This window comes from Bifidobacterium sp. ESL0825, from assembly GCF_052606465.1.
The window spans coordinates 464,119-481,462 of sequence record NZ_CP199589.1; the positions used below are offsets into that span (position 1 = coordinate 464,119).

Sequence of the window (17,344 nt, forward strand, 5' to 3'; positions counted from 1 at the left end):
TTTCTCAGAGTCCACGGCAACGCGGCCGCGCCTTCCCTTGATGCTGATGGTCTCTGCGGATGCATTCCTGCGCTGATACAGGCGCAAGTTCTCTACGCCATCCTCCTCCATCCAATCACGTAGGTCGTGGAGTCAACCTGGATCAGTTGACGTTTGTGGCTGGCTTCGGCCTGGCGGACGGTCAGGGTTGAGGTCGCCGGTATCCTCCTGTTCTATGCAGAACTACAAAGGAGCGTACCCAGGGCAACTGCGGGAGTCTGGTAGAGGGTCATAATCAAAACCACCGCCCTGGGTCTGGCCCGAGATGTCATCTCGTTGAGTGCCGTGTACGCTCAGCCTTAGCTCTGAGCGGCAATCGAGTCTTGAAGTTTTGCGTTCGGCGCCCTCACGATGTAGAATTTGTACTGTTAGAAGCCGCCACTGCCTCTACTGCCTTTCGGGGTGGAACGCATACTATGGCGGTATTTTTTTACCCGGAGGGCACATGGGATTCACAACTGCAACCAAGTTGCCCACATACCCCAGCCATCCTTATCGCGACTCTGCAGACCTGGCCCAACTGCTTCTGGATAACGGGTTGACAGGCATCGGCGTGCAGGACCTTGCGGATCGTTTGGAATTGGTAGGCTATTATCGCCTCAAGGGCTACTGGTATCCTTTCCTTACTCCTATGGTGGGTAGCAGTAAACGAAAGTTGCCCTTTCTTTTGAAGACTGCTTGGGACCCCATTTGGGAACGGTACGTGTTCGACCAGGAACTACGCAACATCGTCTTCGATGGCATCGTCAGCATCGAGGTCTTTCTCAAAAGCTACATGGCTGCCGAACTTGCCAAAGCAACGGGTCCGTTCGGTTACCTTGAGCCTGCCGGTCTGCCTGGACTCAGCACCGAAGAGCATAAGAGTGCGATTGCCGGCATAGCCAAGGACTATGAGCGATCTTCGCTGCCACAGCTTAAGCATTTCAAGAGCACCTACCGCGACCCGCTGCCGCCCATTTGGATGCTAGTGGATTGCCTGTCCTACGGCGATTTCAAGAAGATCTTCTACAAGGGTGCTGACCCTGCCATCAAACGCAGGTTGGCCTCGCAACTGGGAATCATGTCTAACAAGCCCGGTGTCGGCAATGAGAAATTGTTGCGCGGTTGGCTCGAGAATATCCGTGTCGCCCGCAACAAGACCGCCCACCATGACCGCTTCTGGAACTGCATAGACCCGAAGATGACACCCATCAAACCCAAGCTGTATCCCGCAAATGCCGACTGGTGGGGTAACGAATGGGAGCCCTTCCGCCGACCGGAGTCGAAAGGTCCTGCAGGATTCCTGACTATGGAACACTTCCTCCTGAAGCAACTGGGCGTCACTCATTGGCGTACAAACTTCATAGACCTGATGAACCGCTATCCTGGCATTCCACTCAAACCAATGGGCTTCCCGGACGACTGGCAGAAGCTGCCCATATGGCAATAGAGTCTTCTATCTTCTCTATTTAAAATGCACGGTTTTGATTTCTCAATATGTATGTCATATTCGTACTAATATCCTCAAACAGATGCTGTCGTTAAGCGCTGAAACAGTACTAAGTGGTAACCTTTTGGCTCGCGTCTTATGCCCCAATCTCAGGTCACCCGCTCCCCCAAACGTGAACTCATTTCACGCGCCTACAACCTCATGCTCCGCTCATATCTGGCTGTCTTCTTTCATGATGCTCAGTGCGGTTTCAAGGCCATTATTTCCCAGGCTGCACGTGTCCTGCTGCCTCAGGTGAATGATGACGAGTGGTTCTTCGATACGGAGCTGCTTGTACGCGCCCAACAGGCTGGGATGACCATGCTGAAGCTTCCTGTTCGCTGGGTGGAGGATGCCGGCTCGACGGTCGACATCCCAGACACGGTAAAGAAGGATCTGGAAGGTATGCATCGGGTCAGGGAGGGTATGGAGGCCCGAACGGTCGAGGAGCTTCGCGTCGACCTGGACTTCCCTGCCGTCTGGGATCAGATCCGCCAGTATGAGCTACGTGGGTCCCTCTTGCCTGCCAAAGAGGAGGACCCGCATTCACATATGAAGAATCCAGGCAAAGAAACTGCCGTTTGTTGAGCGGCTGACAGCAAACGAAATCTCGTACAGACAGAGCAAACTTCACTTATCATGAACGCTTCATTGGCTTCTCACAGCAGCTTTGGCTTCTCCCCGCATTCACGGACTACCAATCCGCCACGATCAACAAGCGCAGATGCAGTCGCTGACGAACACGCTTCCCGCGCGTATATTCTGCCCAGACGGACTCGTGGAGACTGGGTGGCGCTGGGTGTCATGCTGCTTGCAGCCTGTGCAATATTCTTCATCAACCTTACGGCCTCCGGGTATGCCAACGAGTTTTATTCGGCTGCGGCCCAGGCAGGCTCGGTCAGCTGGAAGGCCTTTCTCTGGGGGTCCCTAGACTCAGGAACGCCATCACCGTGGACAAGCCGCCGGCAGCCCTATGGCTGATGGCGCTTTCCGTGCGCATCTTTGGACTGAATTCCTTTGCCATCCTCCTGCCGGAAGCGCTGATGGGGGTGGCGACCACCTACCTGCTCTATGCCACCGTGCGTCGTTACTGGGGCAACTGGGCAGGCATTGTCAGCGGTTTCATCTTCATGCTCACTCCGGTAGCCGCGCTCATGTTCCGCTTCAACAACCCCGATGCCTTGCTGGTCTTATTGATGACCGGTGCCAATCACGCGCTCCTCAGATCCCTGGAGTATGCCGACCATCCTTCTGGCAATCGAAAGCGCACTTGGTGGATGGTCCTGGCCGGTGCTCTGATCGGATTCGGCTTCCTTACCAAGCAACTGCAGATGCTGCTCGTACTGCCTGGCTTTGCCCTGGCTTTTCTTCTGGCCTCGCCTACAGGCATGGTTCGTCGCATCCTGGATTCACTGGCTGCCATTGGTTCCGTGATCGTCGCTGCCTGCTGGTGGGTGCTGCTGACGGTCATCGTGCCTGCCGGCTGGTGGCGGTCGCGGCGGCGGCATGTGGGGCCAGACTGGCCTCAATCGTCTGTTCAGCGGCGAGTTCGGTACGCAGATTTCCTGGCTGGCACCTTTGGCTTTCGCCGGCATTGTCATCAGCTTGCTGGTTATCGGCAGGGCTGTCCGTACTGACGTGCGCAGGGCCAGTGTCATTGCTTTCGGAGGTTGGTTGATCGTTACCTGGCTCGTTTTCAGCTTTATGGCCGGCATTTTCCACCAGTATTACACTGTGGCTCTGGCTCCTGCCCTGTCTGCGCTGGTGGCTATCGGGGCATTCAGTCTGTGGATCGCCCGGGACAAGCTCTGGGCCAGGATCGTCACGCCGATTCTTATCGCCTTCACGACCTTCTGGGATTTCAGTCTGGCAGGTCGCTTCCAGTGGCTCCCCTGGCTCAAGTGGGCCATTCTCATAATCGGTCTCATGGGTGCTCTCGGCTTTGCCCTGGCTGGGTTGTTGCGAATACGACGACTCGCTCTTGCAGCCCTCATTGTCTCAGTCATAGGGCTTATGGCTGGCCCTACTGCATGGACGCTGTACACCGTATCCCAAGGACACATGGGATCAATCGTCCTGGCCGGCCCCAGTCTGACTTCAGGGAGCATGGGTGGCGGCCCCGGTGGTATGCCCGGGGGTGCTCCTGGTGGTGGCCAACCCGGCGGTGGCCAGGCAGGCGGCAGGGCACCTGGCAATATGCCACAGCAAGATAAGCCTGGAGGTGACAGCGGTCCCATGGGCTCATATCAAATGGGCCAAGACCCGATGAATCAGCAAGGTCAGCCGAGCAAGCAGGGCCAGATGTCTGGTGGCAGTTCTAATGGTCAACAGGCTCCTAGCGTGGGTTCTCAAGGGCCAGGTCCCATGGGCCAGGATTCCTCGGGGTCACAAGGGGAATCCAGCACTTCGGGTGCGCCTTCCATGCCATCACAGCGCAGGGGCAAATCTGGATTCCATGATGGATCAGAAGGAGAAAGGATGAAGGGAGGAAGTCTGCTTGGTGGAGGCCGGTCCAGTTCCAAGATCGTCGCCAAGCTGGAAAAGTCATCTGACTCCTATCGCTGGGCTGCTGCCACGACTGGATCCCAGCAGGCGGCGGGCTATCAGCTGGCTTCTCAAAAGCCGGTCATGGCCATTGGCGGGTTCAATGGTTCCGATCCCTACCCCAGTTTGGAACAGTTCAAGCAGTACGTGAAGGATAAGCAGATTCATTACTACATAGCTGGTGAGATGGGTGGCCATCAGATGGGAGGTTCCGACACCGCCACACAAATCTCGCAGTGGGTGGCCAAGCACTATACCGCAACGACTGTTGATGGTGTCACTGTTTATGATCTGACCCAGCAGCAGGCCAGCTGAGCGCAAAGAGGGCCGAACTATCCAAAAGCTACTCCCTCCGTTTGCGGTTACAGGATAAAGACGAGACGAGCTACTGACTTCTAATCTGTCGGTTGCGAGTAGTTTCCTCGTTTGCGCGTTGAAAAAGTGCAAAGCAGTTAAGAGCTAAGCAGTGAGTGGATTGGAACTATCCCAGCCCGCTCATTTCTTATTGATCAATACAGGATGGTATTTGTGTCCGATTAGAGCAAGACTAGTTATTGCAGACCAAGGCACTTCAGGTCAAACTCAATAGCGTTATTGATTTCATTACGCTGGTCTGCGTTGCATTGGTTTGCATTGCACGGTGGTAGATAATCCATACAAATGGAACTATTCTCAAACAATCATCGGCTAATAAGATTCTGACTACCTCTGCCATATGAATAGGAGGACAAATACTTACAAACAGCCGATTACGGCATTGCATACCAATTAGTCGGCCTGGCTTCATAGCTGTAAAGTTTATAGTTATACAAACAGACAATGGGGTGCCGATCAGGGAGTGAAATGTCCGAAAATCCGGGCGGGACAAAGCCCAAACGCAATTGGAGGCGGGTCCTTCTTGCCCTGGCAATAGTACTTGTTCTTGTCATGGCAATCATTCTGCCGGGGGCTTCCATTTTGGTCTATGAGGACACCTTCGGAAAACGGTATAACACTCCTGGATGGATGCGTTATGCGCTCGCAGACTTCCCTGGCTTGCGCATGAAGCGCTGCGTCTTCCGGTCCAAGGAAGGTAAGAAACTGGCTGGATATCAGTATTCGAGAGAGAATTCGAACCAGCATAGGGACAAGGCCAAGGGCCTTGTGGTCATTGCTCATGGTTTCGGCGGCGGCGGACAGAACACCTACATGGATGTTGCCAACTACTTCACCTCCCGGGGCTTCCTGGTCTTCACCTATGACGCCACCGGCAACGATGAAAGCGCCGGCAAGTCCGTCAGGGGGCTTCCTCAAGGAGTCGAGGATCTAGACCAAGCCCTTCGTTTCGTGGAGGGCGAGCAATCATATAAGGGCCTCCCTCTTTTCCTGTTCGGACAGAGCTGGGGAGGCTACGCCGTCGGCGCTGTTCTCAACCTTCACCAAGAGGTCAAGGCCGCAGTCATGGTTTCTGGGTTCAATCGCTCGATCGATATGATGCGTCAGCCCGGCAGAAAAATCGCTGGCCCTGCCGTCTCGCTCATCATGCCCTGCGTGAGCTTGTATGAGCAAGTAAAGTTCGGGAAGTTTGCAGACTATACCGCTTTGGATGGCTTGAAGAAATCCAAGGCGGGAATTTTCATCACTCAGAGCCGGGACGATCAGGTGGTCCCAGTCAGATATAGTTATGACCTCTTCCATGAGGAATTTCAGTCCAACTCACGATTCCGGTTCCGTGAATACCAGGATCGCGGGCACGCCTATGTCTACTATTCCCAGGACTCGGTGCGATACCGAAAGCAATTCGACCAGGAATACAAGGAGCGCATGAGACAACTGGGTCAAAAGCCGTCCAACGAAAGCTATAACGCATATTCGGCCAAGCATTTCGACAAGTCGAAGGGCTACGAGCTGGATGTGCCGTTGATGAACCAAATGGCGGACTTTTATCGCCAATATATGGATTAAGCCGTAAAGATACAGCCGGATGCAGCCCTCTTCCATTTACGGATAAGCCCGCTTGCATTCAGTGCTATTCAGTGGTTTGCAATGTCGGCCTGATACCAAAGGACGGCGATGTTGATTCGGTCCCTGACCTTGAGTTTTGCCAGTATGCGGCTGACGGTCTTTTTGACCGAATCAGGCTGCAGCTGGAGATGCTCAGCAATCTCCGCATTCGTCAGGCCTTGGCTAACCAGCGAAGCGACCTCAAGTTCGCGCTTACCCAGCTGAGCGAATTTTTCGCGAGCCTTAGACTCATCACTGGCTCTTGTCTTTGGGACTCCTCTCCTGATTACTTCGGCCGTGATGCGCGGCGTGAGAATGGCATCGCCTGCATGCACCGCATGGATGGCTCTGTTCAGATCGGCTGTCTTGACATCCTTGAGCAGGAATCCAGATGCGCCTGCCCCTAAAGCTGTGAAGGCATAGTCGTCCTCGTCGTAGGTGGTCAGAATGAGAATGCTTATTTCAGGATGGAGCTTTTTGATACGACTGGTGGCATCCAGCCCGTCCATGACAGGCATGCGCACATCCATCAGAATCACTTCGGGCAGAGATTGCTGATTGTCGGCGGCTGTGGCTAGCTGGTCCAGAGCCTCTTGGCCGTTGGCTGCCTGCGCAACGACATGTAAGGTTGGGTCCTTGGCGACCATGAGTGCCAGTCCCATGCGGGTCGGGCGCTGGTCGTCGACCATCATGACACGGATCATGCGTTCTCCTTCATGCCGATATCGTCAGCTGCCGTAGCAGCTAGTGAGGGTATGCGGGCCTGCAAGGTCCAACCATCAGAACCCGGACCCGAATGGAAGCTGCCACCATGAGCTTGCACTTCGGCCCTTAACCTGGCAAGGCCTGTACCGCTGCTACTGGTATTGTCGGCTTCGTTATTCAAGATTCGTCCATCATCGCGAACGGTGATACCTATGCCGCCCCGGCTGTTGTGATCCCAGGAGACCACAATACGATTAACCTCCTGTCCGTGGCGGAGGGCGTTGGTGATCGCCTCCCTGGTGACAGTGAAGGCAAGGTCGGCCTGTTCGGAATCCTGTGGCCGACGGCCTGTCTCCGTCAAGGCAGTGCTGATGCCGACATGCCGGGCGTGGTCGAGGATGGGTTTGATGTCATCCCAGCCATGCCTCTCCCCTGTGGCCGGCTGTGGGTCGTTTTTTGGATCTGTTTCTGATTGCAGGGCTTTAACAGCCGTTCGGGTATCATCCAGTCCCTGCCGTGCCAGGTCGTTAATCATCGAGATAGCCTCATCAATTTCCGGTTTTCCGCTGGCATGATCCAGTCCCTCAGATAGGGCGATAATGGCAGTCAAGTCGTGACCCACGCTGTCATGCAGTTGGGCGGCAACCCTGGACTGATACATGGCCTGGTCCCGCTCATGGGCCAAGGTTAGAGCATGCGAGCGCTCCTCCTCCAATGCCTGCTCTGACAAGCGTGATTGCCTTACGGAGCGTGAGAGGAAGGCGACTGTCAGGCAGAGGGCGATAGTCAATCCAGTCGGATACAGAAGGTCGGTGAAGTGGACATCACGATGCCAATTGGCAGAGAATGCAATGCTGAGCAGGCCCAGAATGGCGGAACTGCCCAGCCCAGCTGTCAATGATGTCACGCTCTTGGCTTCTACCGCGCAGGCGTAAAGGCTGACGAGCCAGGGAATGATCAGGTAGGTGCATCCCGAGCCATAGATTGCGGCAGTCAGGGCAAGCAGGCCACTTACCACCAGCAGGGTCGCCATAGGATATAGGCGGCGCAGGCATAGGGTGACAAGTGCGAGAAAAATAATGACCACAAACAGGGGCAAGCCCCAGCTGGTAGACTTCATGACCTGGTAGAGGGTCTGGTTGGCGCTGCTTGGGGCAAGGATCAGCCTGGTCAGCATCCCTGTCTCGTAGAGGGCGCAGAAAAAGACTGCCACGAAAGCCGTATATGGCCGGGTCCACAACTGAATCCAGCCTTGAGTTTTCTTGCCTGCTCTCATCGGTGAGCCTCTTCCTGATAACTGCCGGTATTCCATTATGCTGTCAGACACTGAGATATGCGACCTTGTGAGTGCAGCATCCTCTCATTATTGATTTTGTATTTGAGGCTAAATGGCTCTGCGGGCCTGGTGTCGGAACATGAGGAGGCTAATCAGCACCCAGAGGATTGCCGTCATGCACGAGGCCGCCATAGAGGCCGTAGACGCGATATTGCCCATGTCACGGGCTGCGGATGCAGTGGTGATCAGGGCCAGAGGATAAGGCAGCGCCAAGGACGGTGCGGCAAGCGACAGCGCACAGCCTGCCAGAGTGAGCAGAAACATGATGCTCATGGTTGAGGCAAAGGATTCGGCTCTGGCAGCTATGGCCTGTGTCAGAGTCATAATGGCCCACACTGCCAATGTCATCGGTACGCCACGCATAAGATAGGGACCGAGTTCCGCTGGGTCGAAGCCTCCTACCAGAACACCCACGAGTATGAATTCGGATTCGAAGATGGCGACGGTAAGGAGGGAGGCCAGCAGTCCATGCATCACCTTCCCGGCTAGGGCAGTCCCGACCATGCCTGAGGCATTAAGACGCTGCCAGTTTCGTCCCTTGTGCTCGTTGGCTTCAACCTGGGCTGCAAAGGCCGCGACCAGGACTGGCATGAAGACCATGCTTGGCAGAAGGATCGCCTGCCCCCAGACCGCAGCCCAGGTCACCCCTTGAGCCTGGAAGTCCGGTTTGTAGCTCTGATACTGGTCCCAACCGTTGAAGATTCCGACGGCGTCGAAGAGCATGGTGGCCAGCCAGTACCAGAGATTGCCGGCCTTGCGAATCTCCCATTTGAAGGCGGCGGCGATCGATGGCTTGTGGCGATGCATCGGGGTGATGGTTATAGCGTTTGCAGGGTATTGCCTGTTCATCGGCCTGACTCCTTGACCTTGACGATGAGTGCTGATATTCCCGACCAGATAATGTATGCCAGAAGGCTGGTCAGGACTTTTGGCCAAGGATTGGCGACCAAGGTCATTCTGGCAAAACCATCAGAGCTGGCTGAAAACAGGAACGGGCTGGCCGCGGAACTGATCCCGGCTGGGAAGAACCAGCCCAGAGCCGGCATATTTATCGGGCCCAGTCCAGTCCCGATCAGACCAGCTATCACACCCAGACCCAGTCCTATGGCCTGCCTTTCGATAGTCAGGGAGAGGGCGAGTTGTATAGCTGTGACAGCCATGGATGAGAAGCAAGCAATCAGTGCCGGAAGGAGTATGTATTCGGCCAGACTGCCATCGAGATGGAACCCTTGTGCTGAAGCTGACAGCGGTATACACGCCAGAGGAATCACGAAGCATAGCGAAATCACACACCCCGTAACTACGAGCTTGGCAAGAAACCTCCCAGTCGCACTCTGGCCTAGGGATCGCCATTTGAGATCCATGCGCTCGCTGCTCTCCATGACGGCAAGCCGGCTGGTCAGCAGCGCTGCAAGGATGGGTGCCAGCAGACCGACAGTTTGGAATATCTCACCTTGGGCAAGGGCTACGGTACGAGTGGCGGGGTTCGCAGACTCGGCTCGTTTCATGAAGGCCAAGCCCGACCATGCCGAAACCAGGGCAATCATGCCCAAGGCCATCCACCAAAATGAGGAGCCTTTCAACTTGCGAAGCTCCATCGAAAGCAGAACAAGCAGCCCTCCTGGATGGGATGGGCGTGGCGGTTTCCCCAATCGAAATTCTTCGGACCGTATGGAGATTGATTCGACAGAGCTCATCGTATGCTCCTCTGTTTATGACCGGACGGCTGCATAGGGCACTGCGCTGCATGACTCTGCGGGTTTTCCACTAGTTCGAGGAAGGCCTCTTCCAAGCTCTTACGTTTGGAAGCGACACGGTATACCTGCAGACCATGCGATACCAGTCGAGTTACCAGCGACCCGATTTGCGGATCTGGTATCTCGGGAATGCGCAGGGTTGCGCTCTTCCTGATATATTCGTGTTGAATGCCTTGAGTTTCGAGCATCTCTGACGCGAGCCCAGGATCGGATACCCGTAGATCGATATGACCCTCTTCCCGCAGGTTTTTCAAAGTTCCCTGGTAGAGCAAATGACCATCGGCAATGATGCCAACCACCGGAGCCATCTTTTCAATCTCCGATAGGATATGGCTGCTGATGATGACGGTGACCCCCTCTGAGGCGGCCAAGTCCATAATCATTTGTCGCACCTCGACCACCGCCTCGGCATCCAAGCCATTGGTGGGCTCATCCAGGAGCAGGAGCTCCGGCTGCGAGATCAGCGCCATGGCGATGCCCAGCCGCTGCTTCATCCCCAGGGAGTAGGCGCCCGCCTTCCTCTTCTCGTATCCCCGCAATCCAACCTTGGTTAGCACTTCTGAGGCAGCTGAAACTGGCAGACCCAGATAATCGGCTACCATGCGGCAGTTATCCAGTCCCGACAGGCCTGGATAGAAGCTGGGTCCTTCAATCATGGAGCCCACACGGCCCGGCTGGATCGTGGTTTTCTTTCCAACCTGCTGTCCTAGCAGCCACATGCTTCCAGCAGTCGGTTTCGTCAATCCCAGGAGGAGCTTCATGGTGGTCGATTTTCCGGCCCCGTTTGGTCCCAGCAACCCGTAGACCCCGCCAGCCGGTACCCGTAGATTCAGCCCATCCACGGCTTTGAAATCTCCATAGGTTTTGACCAACCTCTGTGTGGACACAGCCAGTTGCGGGTCGTTGTTTCCGTCCGTATATGCCATTGCGCCTCCCTTTCCAATCGGAATTCAACTGATTCCTATGCAAGTTCGACGGGCGCAATCCTTCAACGCGGGAAAAGAAACTGTCCCCTGCAGGGGACACGTCGCTGCTGACGAGGCTAATTTGCACCCATGGGAAAGGAGTCACGCTGGATTTAGTCGTTTTCATAATCGGAGGGGGAATACTTCGCAAACAAGCAGGATCAAAAGCTGCCTCCTCAAGAACCTGTTATTGGGGCGTTTGGGGCCGGTGTGTGCATGCACTGCCTCATCCATCCCCAGGAAACAATTGATTTGACCTTGACATGATGGCAGGGTTTAGGGTCAAGGCATGACACGTGAGAGCGAATTCAGTGGTGAGGGCAGCAGGAGCGGCTTGAGCATCGGTCAGATGTCTGAACTTACAGGGGTCAGTAGGAGAATGCTGCGCCACTGGGAAAAGGAAGGACTGATCTATCCCATTCGTGGACTGTCGAATTACCGGCAATATATGCAGGATGACGTCGCACGGCTGGAGCGAATTGTGACCTACAGGGAGATGGGATTCAATGCCAGACAAATCAAGGCATTGCTCGATTGCAAGACACCGCTTGCTTTGGACGAGTTGCAGGGACAGCGCTCACGTATTGAGGAGAAAATCCAGCTTTTTAGGAAAGCTGCGGATCGTCTGGACCGACTCATAGCCCTTGCCAAGGGAAAGTCAGGTAATGATTCAGCTCCTACGAAGATCGATCAGGAGGACCAGTACTTTTCGGAAGCATACGAACGCTGGGGTACTAGCAGGCAGTGGCTTGAATATGCGGAGCGAAAAGCTATGTGCTCCGAGCAAGAGCAGAAAAAGGACACGGCCTGGCTCAAAAATGTAGAAAGTGAGCTTGCACAAGCCAAGCAAAAAGGTCTGCCACCGTCCTCAGATAAGGTTCTAGAACTGATTGACGAACATCGGCAGGCTTTGTCATGGTTGCACGTAACGCCTTCCATGCACGTCATTCTTGGACGCATGTATGTGGCTGACCCACGTTTCAGATCCCACTATGAACGACTGGAACCTGGATTGGCGCCATGGATGCTTGCTGCAATCGAAGCTGCGGCTCGTGCAATCGGGATAGATCCGGCAACAGCCAAATGGGAGTGATGCAGTCAGTGTCTTCCACCTACGTATCACGCTTTCTGTTTGACCACCCAATTGAAAACCCTTCAACTAAGGAACGAGGTAGCCATGGACAACCATGACCAGCCCGAAGCTACTGCTTATACAGGTGCAGGCATAAGTCCCGTGCCGGAGCCAGGGAAGGATACGGAGCCGCCGGAGCCTTATAGAGGCATCTATCTCATGCCCATGTTCATGTGCCTGTATAGCCATGATCTAGAAGAATCAGAGGTTTTCTGGACGCAGGGATTGGGTTTCATCAATTTATACACAATGCCAGGCGTGATGATTCACTTGCGGCGCTGGGCCTTTCAGGATGTGCTGATCCGCAAGAGTGGCCCCAATGCTGGCAGCCCTGATGCGGATATGGAGTCCATAGGAAGCCTGAGCGTAGCAGTCACGGAAAAGCAGATAGGCAAGATTGTGGATGTATGCGAGCGCCTTCGTCCGGGATCCACTTCAGCTCCAGTACGTAAGCCGTGGAACTCGCTTGAAGCTAGGATTCACACTCCAGAAGGCCTGGCTCTTACCCTTACGGCTGCCTTGGCTGTCGATAAAAGGCAGACCGAAGTTTATCTGAACTCGCACGGTCAATGAGCAAAGTTCAAGCCCTTCTCCCCTGTCATGATTTGATTTTAAGAGCAACAATTAAAGGCCTCGAACGGCCGAGAGAAATAGAAATAACTATAACGTTGGTTCTTCTTATAACGTCGGTTCTTGCCCCAGATCCAAAATAGGCTATCGTTTAAGAGACTATTGGTTATTAACGCTAGTCGTTCTGGTTTACTGATCGGGTCTTAGGCCTAGAGTTTCGATGGCTTCCGCTACTGCAGCCGTGCGATCGCTGACCTCCAATTTGGCGAAGATCCGACTGAAGTATGTTTTTACTGTTGCCTCGCTGATGTATAAGTGTTCTGCGATTTGCCGATTGGTCATGCCTTTGGCGGCCTCGCGCAGCACACGCGTCTCTTGTTCGGATAGTGCTGGTCTGGTCGCTGGACGCAGTGCTTTGCTGACTGCTTCCGCGGCGGTCGGATTCAGCACAGTGGACCCTGCAACAGTGTCACGGATAGCTTGGGCCAAGACATGCGGTTCTACGTCTTTCAGCAGATAGCCATTGGCTCCGGCTTCTATGGCCGGCAGAATATCGTGGTCGGAATCGTAAGTGGTAAGGATCAATACCTTGGTTTTGGGATAAGAAGCCAGCACTTTCCGGGTGACTTCAGGACCGCTCATATCAGGCATCCGCAGATCGAGTAGCAACAAATCCGGACGTGTTTTCGCTACAGCCTCTATGGCCTGGGTGCCATTACATGCTTCGGCAACCACTTCAAGGTCTGCATGGCGTTTCAGCATGCTGCGTATGCCCTCCCGAACCATGGGGTGGTCGTCGGCCATGACAAGTCGGATCATCTTTCCTCCTTATCTGGTCGAGTAGTGTTACTTGGTCTTTCGACAGGAATATTTACAGTTATGGAGGTGCCTTGCCCGGGAACGGAGGTTACCGTACAGCGCCCACCCGCGTCTTGAGCTCGTTTGGCCATATCTCGCAGACCATAGCCATGCCCCGCCTTTTCCATCTCCTGGAAATCCAAGTTTTGAATATCAAAACCACGACCATCATCCTTGATCTGAAGTTCCAGGAGTTCCTGCCCTTTCAAAAGCAAGCTCACCTGTACATGCTGGGCATTGGCATGCTTGGAAATATTAGTCAAGGACTCCTGGACTATACGCAGCAGGTTGACCTCGGTCTGCTTAGGCAAGGGCGGCAAGGTTCGTTGAATCTGGCACTGTGATTGAAAACCTGTCTTTGCTGTGGTGGCATGCACTGTCCGTTCCAGGGCCGTCTTCAGGTCCCTGCCATCCAGATCAGCCGGTGCCGAATCCGCAATCATTCTTCTGGTGTCATCCAAAGAACCCTTCGACGTGCTGGCGATCATTTCCAAATGCTTCTGAGCTGCAGGTATGTCGTCGATCAGTTCTTCATGAGCTACCCTGGCCAAGGCCAGAATGGAAGTCAAAGACTGGGCGATTGTGTCATGCATTTCATTGGCCACACGTTCACGCTCGATGGACGCTCCTTCGGCTCTGCTGAGTCTGCGAATCGTCTCTTGTTGAGACTCCATTTTGTCCAGCAGCATTTGATTATGTCCGTTGGTCAAAGCCAGGACATTGAAGGACTTTCCAATCATTGCGGAGAATACCACTACGAGAATCATGAGCATAAGATTGCCGGTTAGATCTGTACTCAAGAACCTTTTTCCAGCCAAAGCCATGGCCAAATAGGCTATATTCAGGACTCCTACCAACCCCAGAGCAGGAAGGTAGGAAAAAGCGATGAAGAGTTGTGGCACGATAAACAGCTGAGCCAGAATGGCGGTACCATCCAACCAAGCGCCCATGGGTAGGCAGACCAGCGTCAGCAGAGCGAAAATCCAACCATATGCTCCTGTTTTGCTTACCGGCTGATCTGCCGTTTTCCGATCAAATCTTTCAGACTTGTCATATACCCTAGGCAGAACCACGATCATGAAAAACAGGCAGGGCAATAGGATGAGAAAGCTTGAAACAAGTTTATAGGTCATGGATGCAGTCGAGAAGAAGCAATCGGCTCCTGTTACGCAACCTGCTTCCACAATGAAATACCAGTTCCAGGTGTTATGAAGACGTCGACGCTGGGCATCGGTTCTTGCGGTCGCGTCAAGTTGACCGTCAACGCAATCACCATCCAGTTTCATCGAGAGCCGGTCTTGCCGTTGGCCTTCTCGATTGGTTTCCTCAGAGATCTTCACTCATGTCTCCCATGACTTCCACACTTATTCACCCTACTGCCAAAATGCCTGTAGAAATCGTCGGGTTTTCCTGTTTCCGAGCCTCGAAACCGGGATCTTCATTGGTTTTTGATTGTCTTACCAGCGAAAATTTGCTTGCCTTTTCGGGGATACAAGAGAGCCAAGGGAATGAATAGCAAGGACAGACAACCCATTGCTAGGAAGACCTTGCTGCTGCCGCTGGCATAGGAGGCCCTGATCAGAGGCATAATCATATCCCGCATGGATTGGGGCATACTGGCGAATTGTGATTGAGCACCTGCCGAAGTTCCGGATCCAATAGTATCTGCGATGGCTTGCGCTCGGGATGCGCTTACTCCGTACTTGCCCAAGGCCTTATGAATATCCAGGGCAAAATAATGGGTGCACAAGGGTCCAAGCATTGCCATGCCTAAGGCGCCGCTGAAGTTTTTGAAGGTCTGATTGATGGCAGTGACTTCGCCATAAGAGGCGTTGATGGCCCGATTGACCGCATCAGTGGATGATGGCGAGAACATGAATCCGATCCCTGCACCCGCAACCACCATGGAAAGTGACAGCCAGACGGTATTGGAGGGCAGTCCTTTATCGAGCGAACCGGCTGTAAGCGACATGAGGGAGAAACCTGTTGCAGCTATCAAGCCGGCGATCAGCAATACCGGTTTCATGCCATGTCTGTTGAAGAGTTGGGCGCCTAACAAGGCGGAAACCAGGAAACCTAAGAAAAAGTAGAGGATGAACAGGCTGGTCATCAATGTTGACCGGTTGAGTGCAAGGAGCCCATAGACGCTGAGGAAGTACATGATGGGTTGGAAGATCACGGCGGCTACCAACATGGCGAGCTGGGAAATGTCGAATGGTGGGTTGCGGAAGATTCTGAGTTTAATGATTGGATTGCCGACGTGCGAATCCCAGAAGCCGAACACCAGGAATAGCACGAGGCTGGCACCAAAACTGGCAATAATGCGCCAATCCGACCAGCCAACGGTGCTGCCCTGTTGAATCGGCACGATCAGAGCTATCATGGCGAGTCCTACGGCCAGGCCGCCAGCCCAGTCAATATGCTGACTGCCGTGTTCGGTTGTGGGTGAGTCCTTCGGAATCATCGAGACGATCATGGCGATTGCCGCCAGAGCAAGAGGCAGATTGATAAAGAAGATGTCGCGCCAGGAGTATTGAATCAGCCAAGAGCCCAGAATGGGGCCCAAACATGTCATGGCTCCTGTGATGGCGAAGAACAGAGCCATGTTTCCGGCCCTCTTGTTTTCGGCCGAGTAGGAGAACAGAATACCGATAGCGGCCGGGAACATCATGGCTGAACCAATGCCTTGGAGCGCTCGGGAGAAGATCATCAGCATCAGCGAGAGTGAATTGGCAGGAACAAGTCCGCAACATAAACTGCCCATTCCAAAAAGGAATGTACCTGAAAGCATGATGCGCTTGTAGCCCGCTAGATCCGACAGATGCCCGCAGATGGGGAAAGTGGCGGCCGCAGCCAGCATGTAGGCGTTGACAATCCACTGTATGCCGCTTGCGGTCAGACCCAGACCTGATTGGACTGCCTGACTCGATAAGGAGACGATTGTCGAATCTATGTTGGTCATAGAGACGGCGACAATAAGTCCAATCATGATCAGGCTGAGTTTTTTGTGATTGATAGGAGGTTGTGAAGCCCCGATCACTGGCAAGGGGTCTTCTTGTCTTTTGACTTCGCAATCTTGCATGCTGTCTCTCTTTCGTGTTCGCGCAATTGATATCGCCGTAATCGGCTTTGGAGGCGCTACACCATGAGAGTAAAAAGATATTCTCGCTTCTTATGTCATCCCAGTCGCTATATCTATGTCCCCCATTCGGATGACATGTTGACTGCTGTGTCAGAGCTGGGACTAGAAGATCAGCAATGCAACTGTTCGCGGAAATCAGACTGTGTGAGTTATAGGGCTGTCTGGTGCTGGCAAAGGTACTGTCTTGCAGTTTATTAACAAGGGTATGAGCTAATTGATGGTGAGATCGATAGCTATGTTAGTTAGATCACCCAGATGACTCGTGAGCAACTGCCCGCTCAAATAACCAATGTGAGCGAGATTCACTTGACGCTGTGAATGAGTAAATATCAACAACAGATAATGCAATGTGAGGATATTCTCCACGCGGTCAACCTGGGTGACCTGTTGTTATTGTTGTCCATCGTTGAGCCACCCTTTGAGCTCTGTAAAAATAGTCTATTTAGGGACGTCGCAGACCGAGAAGGCGAAATTCATCAGAGTTCCTGCTGATTTACTCTTGTCTGATTTTATTGTTTCAATGCTTTTGAGATGCTCATTGTCTTGTACCTGGTTCAGTGCGTACTGTTCACCATCTGAGGTGGTAAAGCGGAGGATGGGGTCTCCCTGCTTGCTGAGCTTGCATGACACGGTGCCCTCATCAACTTTAAGAGGCCAGGTGTGACCCAGATCTTCTTTCGAAATTGTTTGCGGGTTGCTGGTAGCTGCAACCTTATTGCTTCCATCAGTGGAATACTCTTCAGGGTGCTTCATGCCGTCAGCGCAGCCGACAACCCCCACTGTCAGCATAACTGTGGCGCATATAAGCAAAATGGTTCTGAGGCTCTGCTTGATTCGTTTCATAA

At 53.7% G+C, this 17,344-nt stretch carries 16 protein-coding genes; 7 read left to right on the forward strand and 9 right to left on the reverse strand.

The genetic code is table 11. The features are described from left to right. The first annotated feature begins 484 nt into the window (after positions 1 to 484). From ACUIAG_RS02050 to ACUIAG_RS02070, 5 genes are all read left to right on the forward strand, one after another. On the forward strand, positions 485 to 1,468 hold the full coding sequence (locus ACUIAG_RS02050; RefSeq protein ID WP_445339992.1) for an Abi family protein: 984 nt from the start codon (positions 485 to 487) through the stop codon (positions 1,466 to 1,468). Between the two features lie 138 nt (positions 1,469 to 1,606). Further along, the gene (locus ACUIAG_RS02055; protein WP_445339993.1) at positions 1,607 to 2,095 is read left to right on the forward strand and encodes a hypothetical protein; all 489 of its coding nucleotides are present in this window, start codon (positions 1,607 to 1,609) and stop codon (positions 2,093 to 2,095) included. Between the two features lie 362 nt (positions 2,096 to 2,457). Further along, complete coding sequence (locus ACUIAG_RS02060) at positions 2,458 to 3,144, forward strand: glycosyltransferase family 39 protein (protein ID WP_445339994.1); 687 nt, start codon at positions 2,458 to 2,460, stop codon at positions 3,142 to 3,144. Between the two features lie 841 nt (positions 3,145 to 3,985). Next, the gene (locus tag ACUIAG_RS02065) at positions 3,986 to 4,366 is read left to right on the forward strand and encodes a hypothetical protein (RefSeq protein WP_445339995.1); all 381 of its coding nucleotides are present in this window, start codon (positions 3,986 to 3,988) and stop codon (positions 4,364 to 4,366) included. A 612-nt stretch (positions 4,367 to 4,978) separates the two neighbouring features. Next, on the forward strand, positions 4,979 to 5,995 hold the full coding sequence (locus ACUIAG_RS02070; RefSeq protein ID WP_445339996.1) for an alpha/beta hydrolase family protein: 1,017 nt from the start codon (positions 4,979 to 4,981) through the stop codon (positions 5,993 to 5,995). 68 nt (positions 5,996 to 6,063) lie between these two features. Here the strand turns inward: ACUIAG_RS02070 and ACUIAG_RS02075 are convergent, their stop codons facing one another. The 5 genes from ACUIAG_RS02075 to ACUIAG_RS02095 form a co-directional block, all read right to left on the reverse strand. Continuing rightward, positions 6,064 to 6,738, reverse strand: a complete 675-nt coding sequence (locus tag ACUIAG_RS02075; protein WP_445339997.1) for a response regulator transcription factor — start codon at positions 6,736 to 6,738, stop codon at positions 6,064 to 6,066. Continuing rightward, positions 6,735 to 7,916 carry a sensor histidine kinase gene (locus tag ACUIAG_RS02080; RefSeq protein WP_445339998.1) on the reverse strand — a complete coding sequence of 394 codons (1,182 nt, stop codon included), beginning with the start codon at positions 7,914 to 7,916 and terminating at the stop codon, positions 6,735 to 6,737. The genes ACUIAG_RS02075 and ACUIAG_RS02080 overlap by 4 nt, the downstream gene beginning before the upstream one ends. A gap of 207 nt (positions 7,917 to 8,123) precedes the next feature. Then, entirely contained in the window at positions 8,124 to 8,924 is an 801-nt protein-coding gene (locus ACUIAG_RS02085) for an ABC transporter permease (protein ID WP_445339999.1), read from the reverse strand. Further along, on the reverse strand, positions 8,921 to 9,772 hold the full coding sequence (locus tag ACUIAG_RS02090) for an ABC transporter permease (RefSeq protein ID WP_445340000.1): 852 nt from the start codon (positions 9,770 to 9,772) through the stop codon (positions 8,921 to 8,923). The genes ACUIAG_RS02085 and ACUIAG_RS02090 overlap by 4 nt, the downstream gene beginning before the upstream one ends. Further along, positions 9,769 to 10,758: an ATP-binding cassette domain-containing protein gene (locus ACUIAG_RS02095; RefSeq protein ID WP_445340001.1), complete on the reverse strand. Its 990-nt coding sequence runs from the start codon at positions 10,756 to 10,758 to the stop codon at positions 9,769 to 9,771. The genes ACUIAG_RS02090 and ACUIAG_RS02095 overlap by 4 nt, the downstream gene beginning before the upstream one ends. A 328-nt stretch (positions 10,759 to 11,086) precedes the next feature. On the opposite strand from ACUIAG_RS02095, the gene ACUIAG_RS02100 reads away from it, so the two are divergent. After that, the gene (locus ACUIAG_RS02100; protein WP_445340002.1) at positions 11,087 to 11,890 is read left to right on the forward strand and encodes a MerR family transcriptional regulator; all 804 of its coding nucleotides are present in this window, start codon (positions 11,087 to 11,089) and stop codon (positions 11,888 to 11,890) included. 84 nt (positions 11,891 to 11,974) lie between these two features. Next, positions 11,975 to 12,502 carry a VOC family protein gene (locus tag ACUIAG_RS02105; RefSeq protein WP_445340003.1) on the forward strand — a complete coding sequence of 176 codons (528 nt, stop codon included), beginning with the start codon at positions 11,975 to 11,977 and terminating at the stop codon, positions 12,500 to 12,502. A gap of 186 nt (positions 12,503 to 12,688) precedes the next feature. Here ACUIAG_RS02105 and ACUIAG_RS02110 read toward each other — a convergent pair whose 3' ends face one another. The 4 genes from ACUIAG_RS02110 to ACUIAG_RS02125 form a co-directional block, all read right to left on the reverse strand. Next, positions 12,689 to 13,318: a response regulator gene (locus tag ACUIAG_RS02110; protein ID WP_445340004.1), complete on the reverse strand. Its 630-nt coding sequence runs from the start codon at positions 13,316 to 13,318 to the stop codon at positions 12,689 to 12,691. After that, entirely contained in the window at positions 13,315 to 14,697 is a 1,383-nt protein-coding gene (locus tag ACUIAG_RS02115; protein WP_445340005.1) for a sensor histidine kinase, read from the reverse strand. Before ACUIAG_RS02115 ends, ACUIAG_RS02110 begins: the two co-directional genes overlap by 4 nt. Before the next feature lie 98 nt (positions 14,698 to 14,795). After that, positions 14,796 to 16,439 (reverse strand): MFS transporter, encoded by a 1,644-nt coding sequence (locus ACUIAG_RS02120; RefSeq protein WP_445340006.1) that lies wholly within the window; start codon positions 16,437 to 16,439, stop codon positions 14,796 to 14,798. 498 nt (positions 16,440 to 16,937) lie between these two features. Further along, the gene (locus ACUIAG_RS02125) at positions 16,938 to 17,342 is read right to left on the reverse strand and encodes a DUF2511 domain-containing protein (protein ID WP_445340007.1); all 405 of its coding nucleotides are present in this window, start codon (positions 17,340 to 17,342) and stop codon (positions 16,938 to 16,940) included. Positions 17,343 to 17,344 lie beyond the last annotated feature (2 nt).

Coding starts and splice junctions, on each gene's coding strand:
- ACUIAG_RS02075 (WP_445339997.1), bottom strand. CDS start 6,738: ATGATCCGTGTCATGATGGTCGACGACCAGCGCCCGACCCGCATGGGA.
- ACUIAG_RS02055 (WP_445339993.1), top strand. CDS start 1,607: ATGCCCCAATCTCAGGTCACCCGCTCCCCCAAACGTGAACTCATTTCA.
- ACUIAG_RS02105 (WP_445340003.1), top strand. CDS start 11,975: ATGGACAACCATGACCAGCCCGAAGCTACTGCTTATACAGGTGCAGGC.
- ACUIAG_RS02095 (WP_445340001.1), bottom strand. CDS start 10,758: ATGGCATATACGGACGGAAACAACGACCCGCAACTGGCTGTGTCCACA.
- ACUIAG_RS02110 (WP_445340004.1), bottom strand. CDS start 13,318: ATGATCCGACTTGTCATGGCCGACGACCACCCCATGGTTCGGGAGGGC.
- ACUIAG_RS02065 (WP_445339995.1), top strand. CDS start 3,986: ATGAAGGGAGGAAGTCTGCTTGGTGGAGGCCGGTCCAGTTCCAAGATC.
- ACUIAG_RS02090 (WP_445340000.1), bottom strand. CDS start 9,772: ATGAGCTCTGTCGAATCAATCTCCATACGGTCCGAAGAATTTCGATTG.
- ACUIAG_RS02100 (WP_445340002.1), top strand. CDS start 11,087: ATGACACGTGAGAGCGAATTCAGTGGTGAGGGCAGCAGGAGCGGCTTG.
- ACUIAG_RS02125 (WP_445340007.1), bottom strand. CDS start 17,342: ATGAAACGAATCAAGCAGAGCCTCAGAACCATTTTGCTTATATGCGCC.
- ACUIAG_RS02080 (WP_445339998.1), bottom strand. CDS start 7,916: ATGCTGACCAGGCTGATCCTTGCCCCAAGCAGCGCCAACCAGACCCTC.
- ACUIAG_RS02120 (WP_445340006.1), bottom strand. CDS start 16,439: ATGCAAGATTGCGAAGTCAAAAGACAAGAAGACCCCTTGCCAGTGATC.
- ACUIAG_RS02085 (WP_445339999.1), bottom strand. CDS start 8,924: ATGAACAGGCAATACCCTGCAAACGCTATAACCATCACCCCGATGCAT.
- ACUIAG_RS02070 (WP_445339996.1), top strand. CDS start 4,979: ATGGCAATCATTCTGCCGGGGGCTTCCATTTTGGTCTATGAGGACACC.
- ACUIAG_RS02050 (WP_445339992.1), top strand. CDS start 485: ATGGGATTCACAACTGCAACCAAGTTGCCCACATACCCCAGCCATCCT.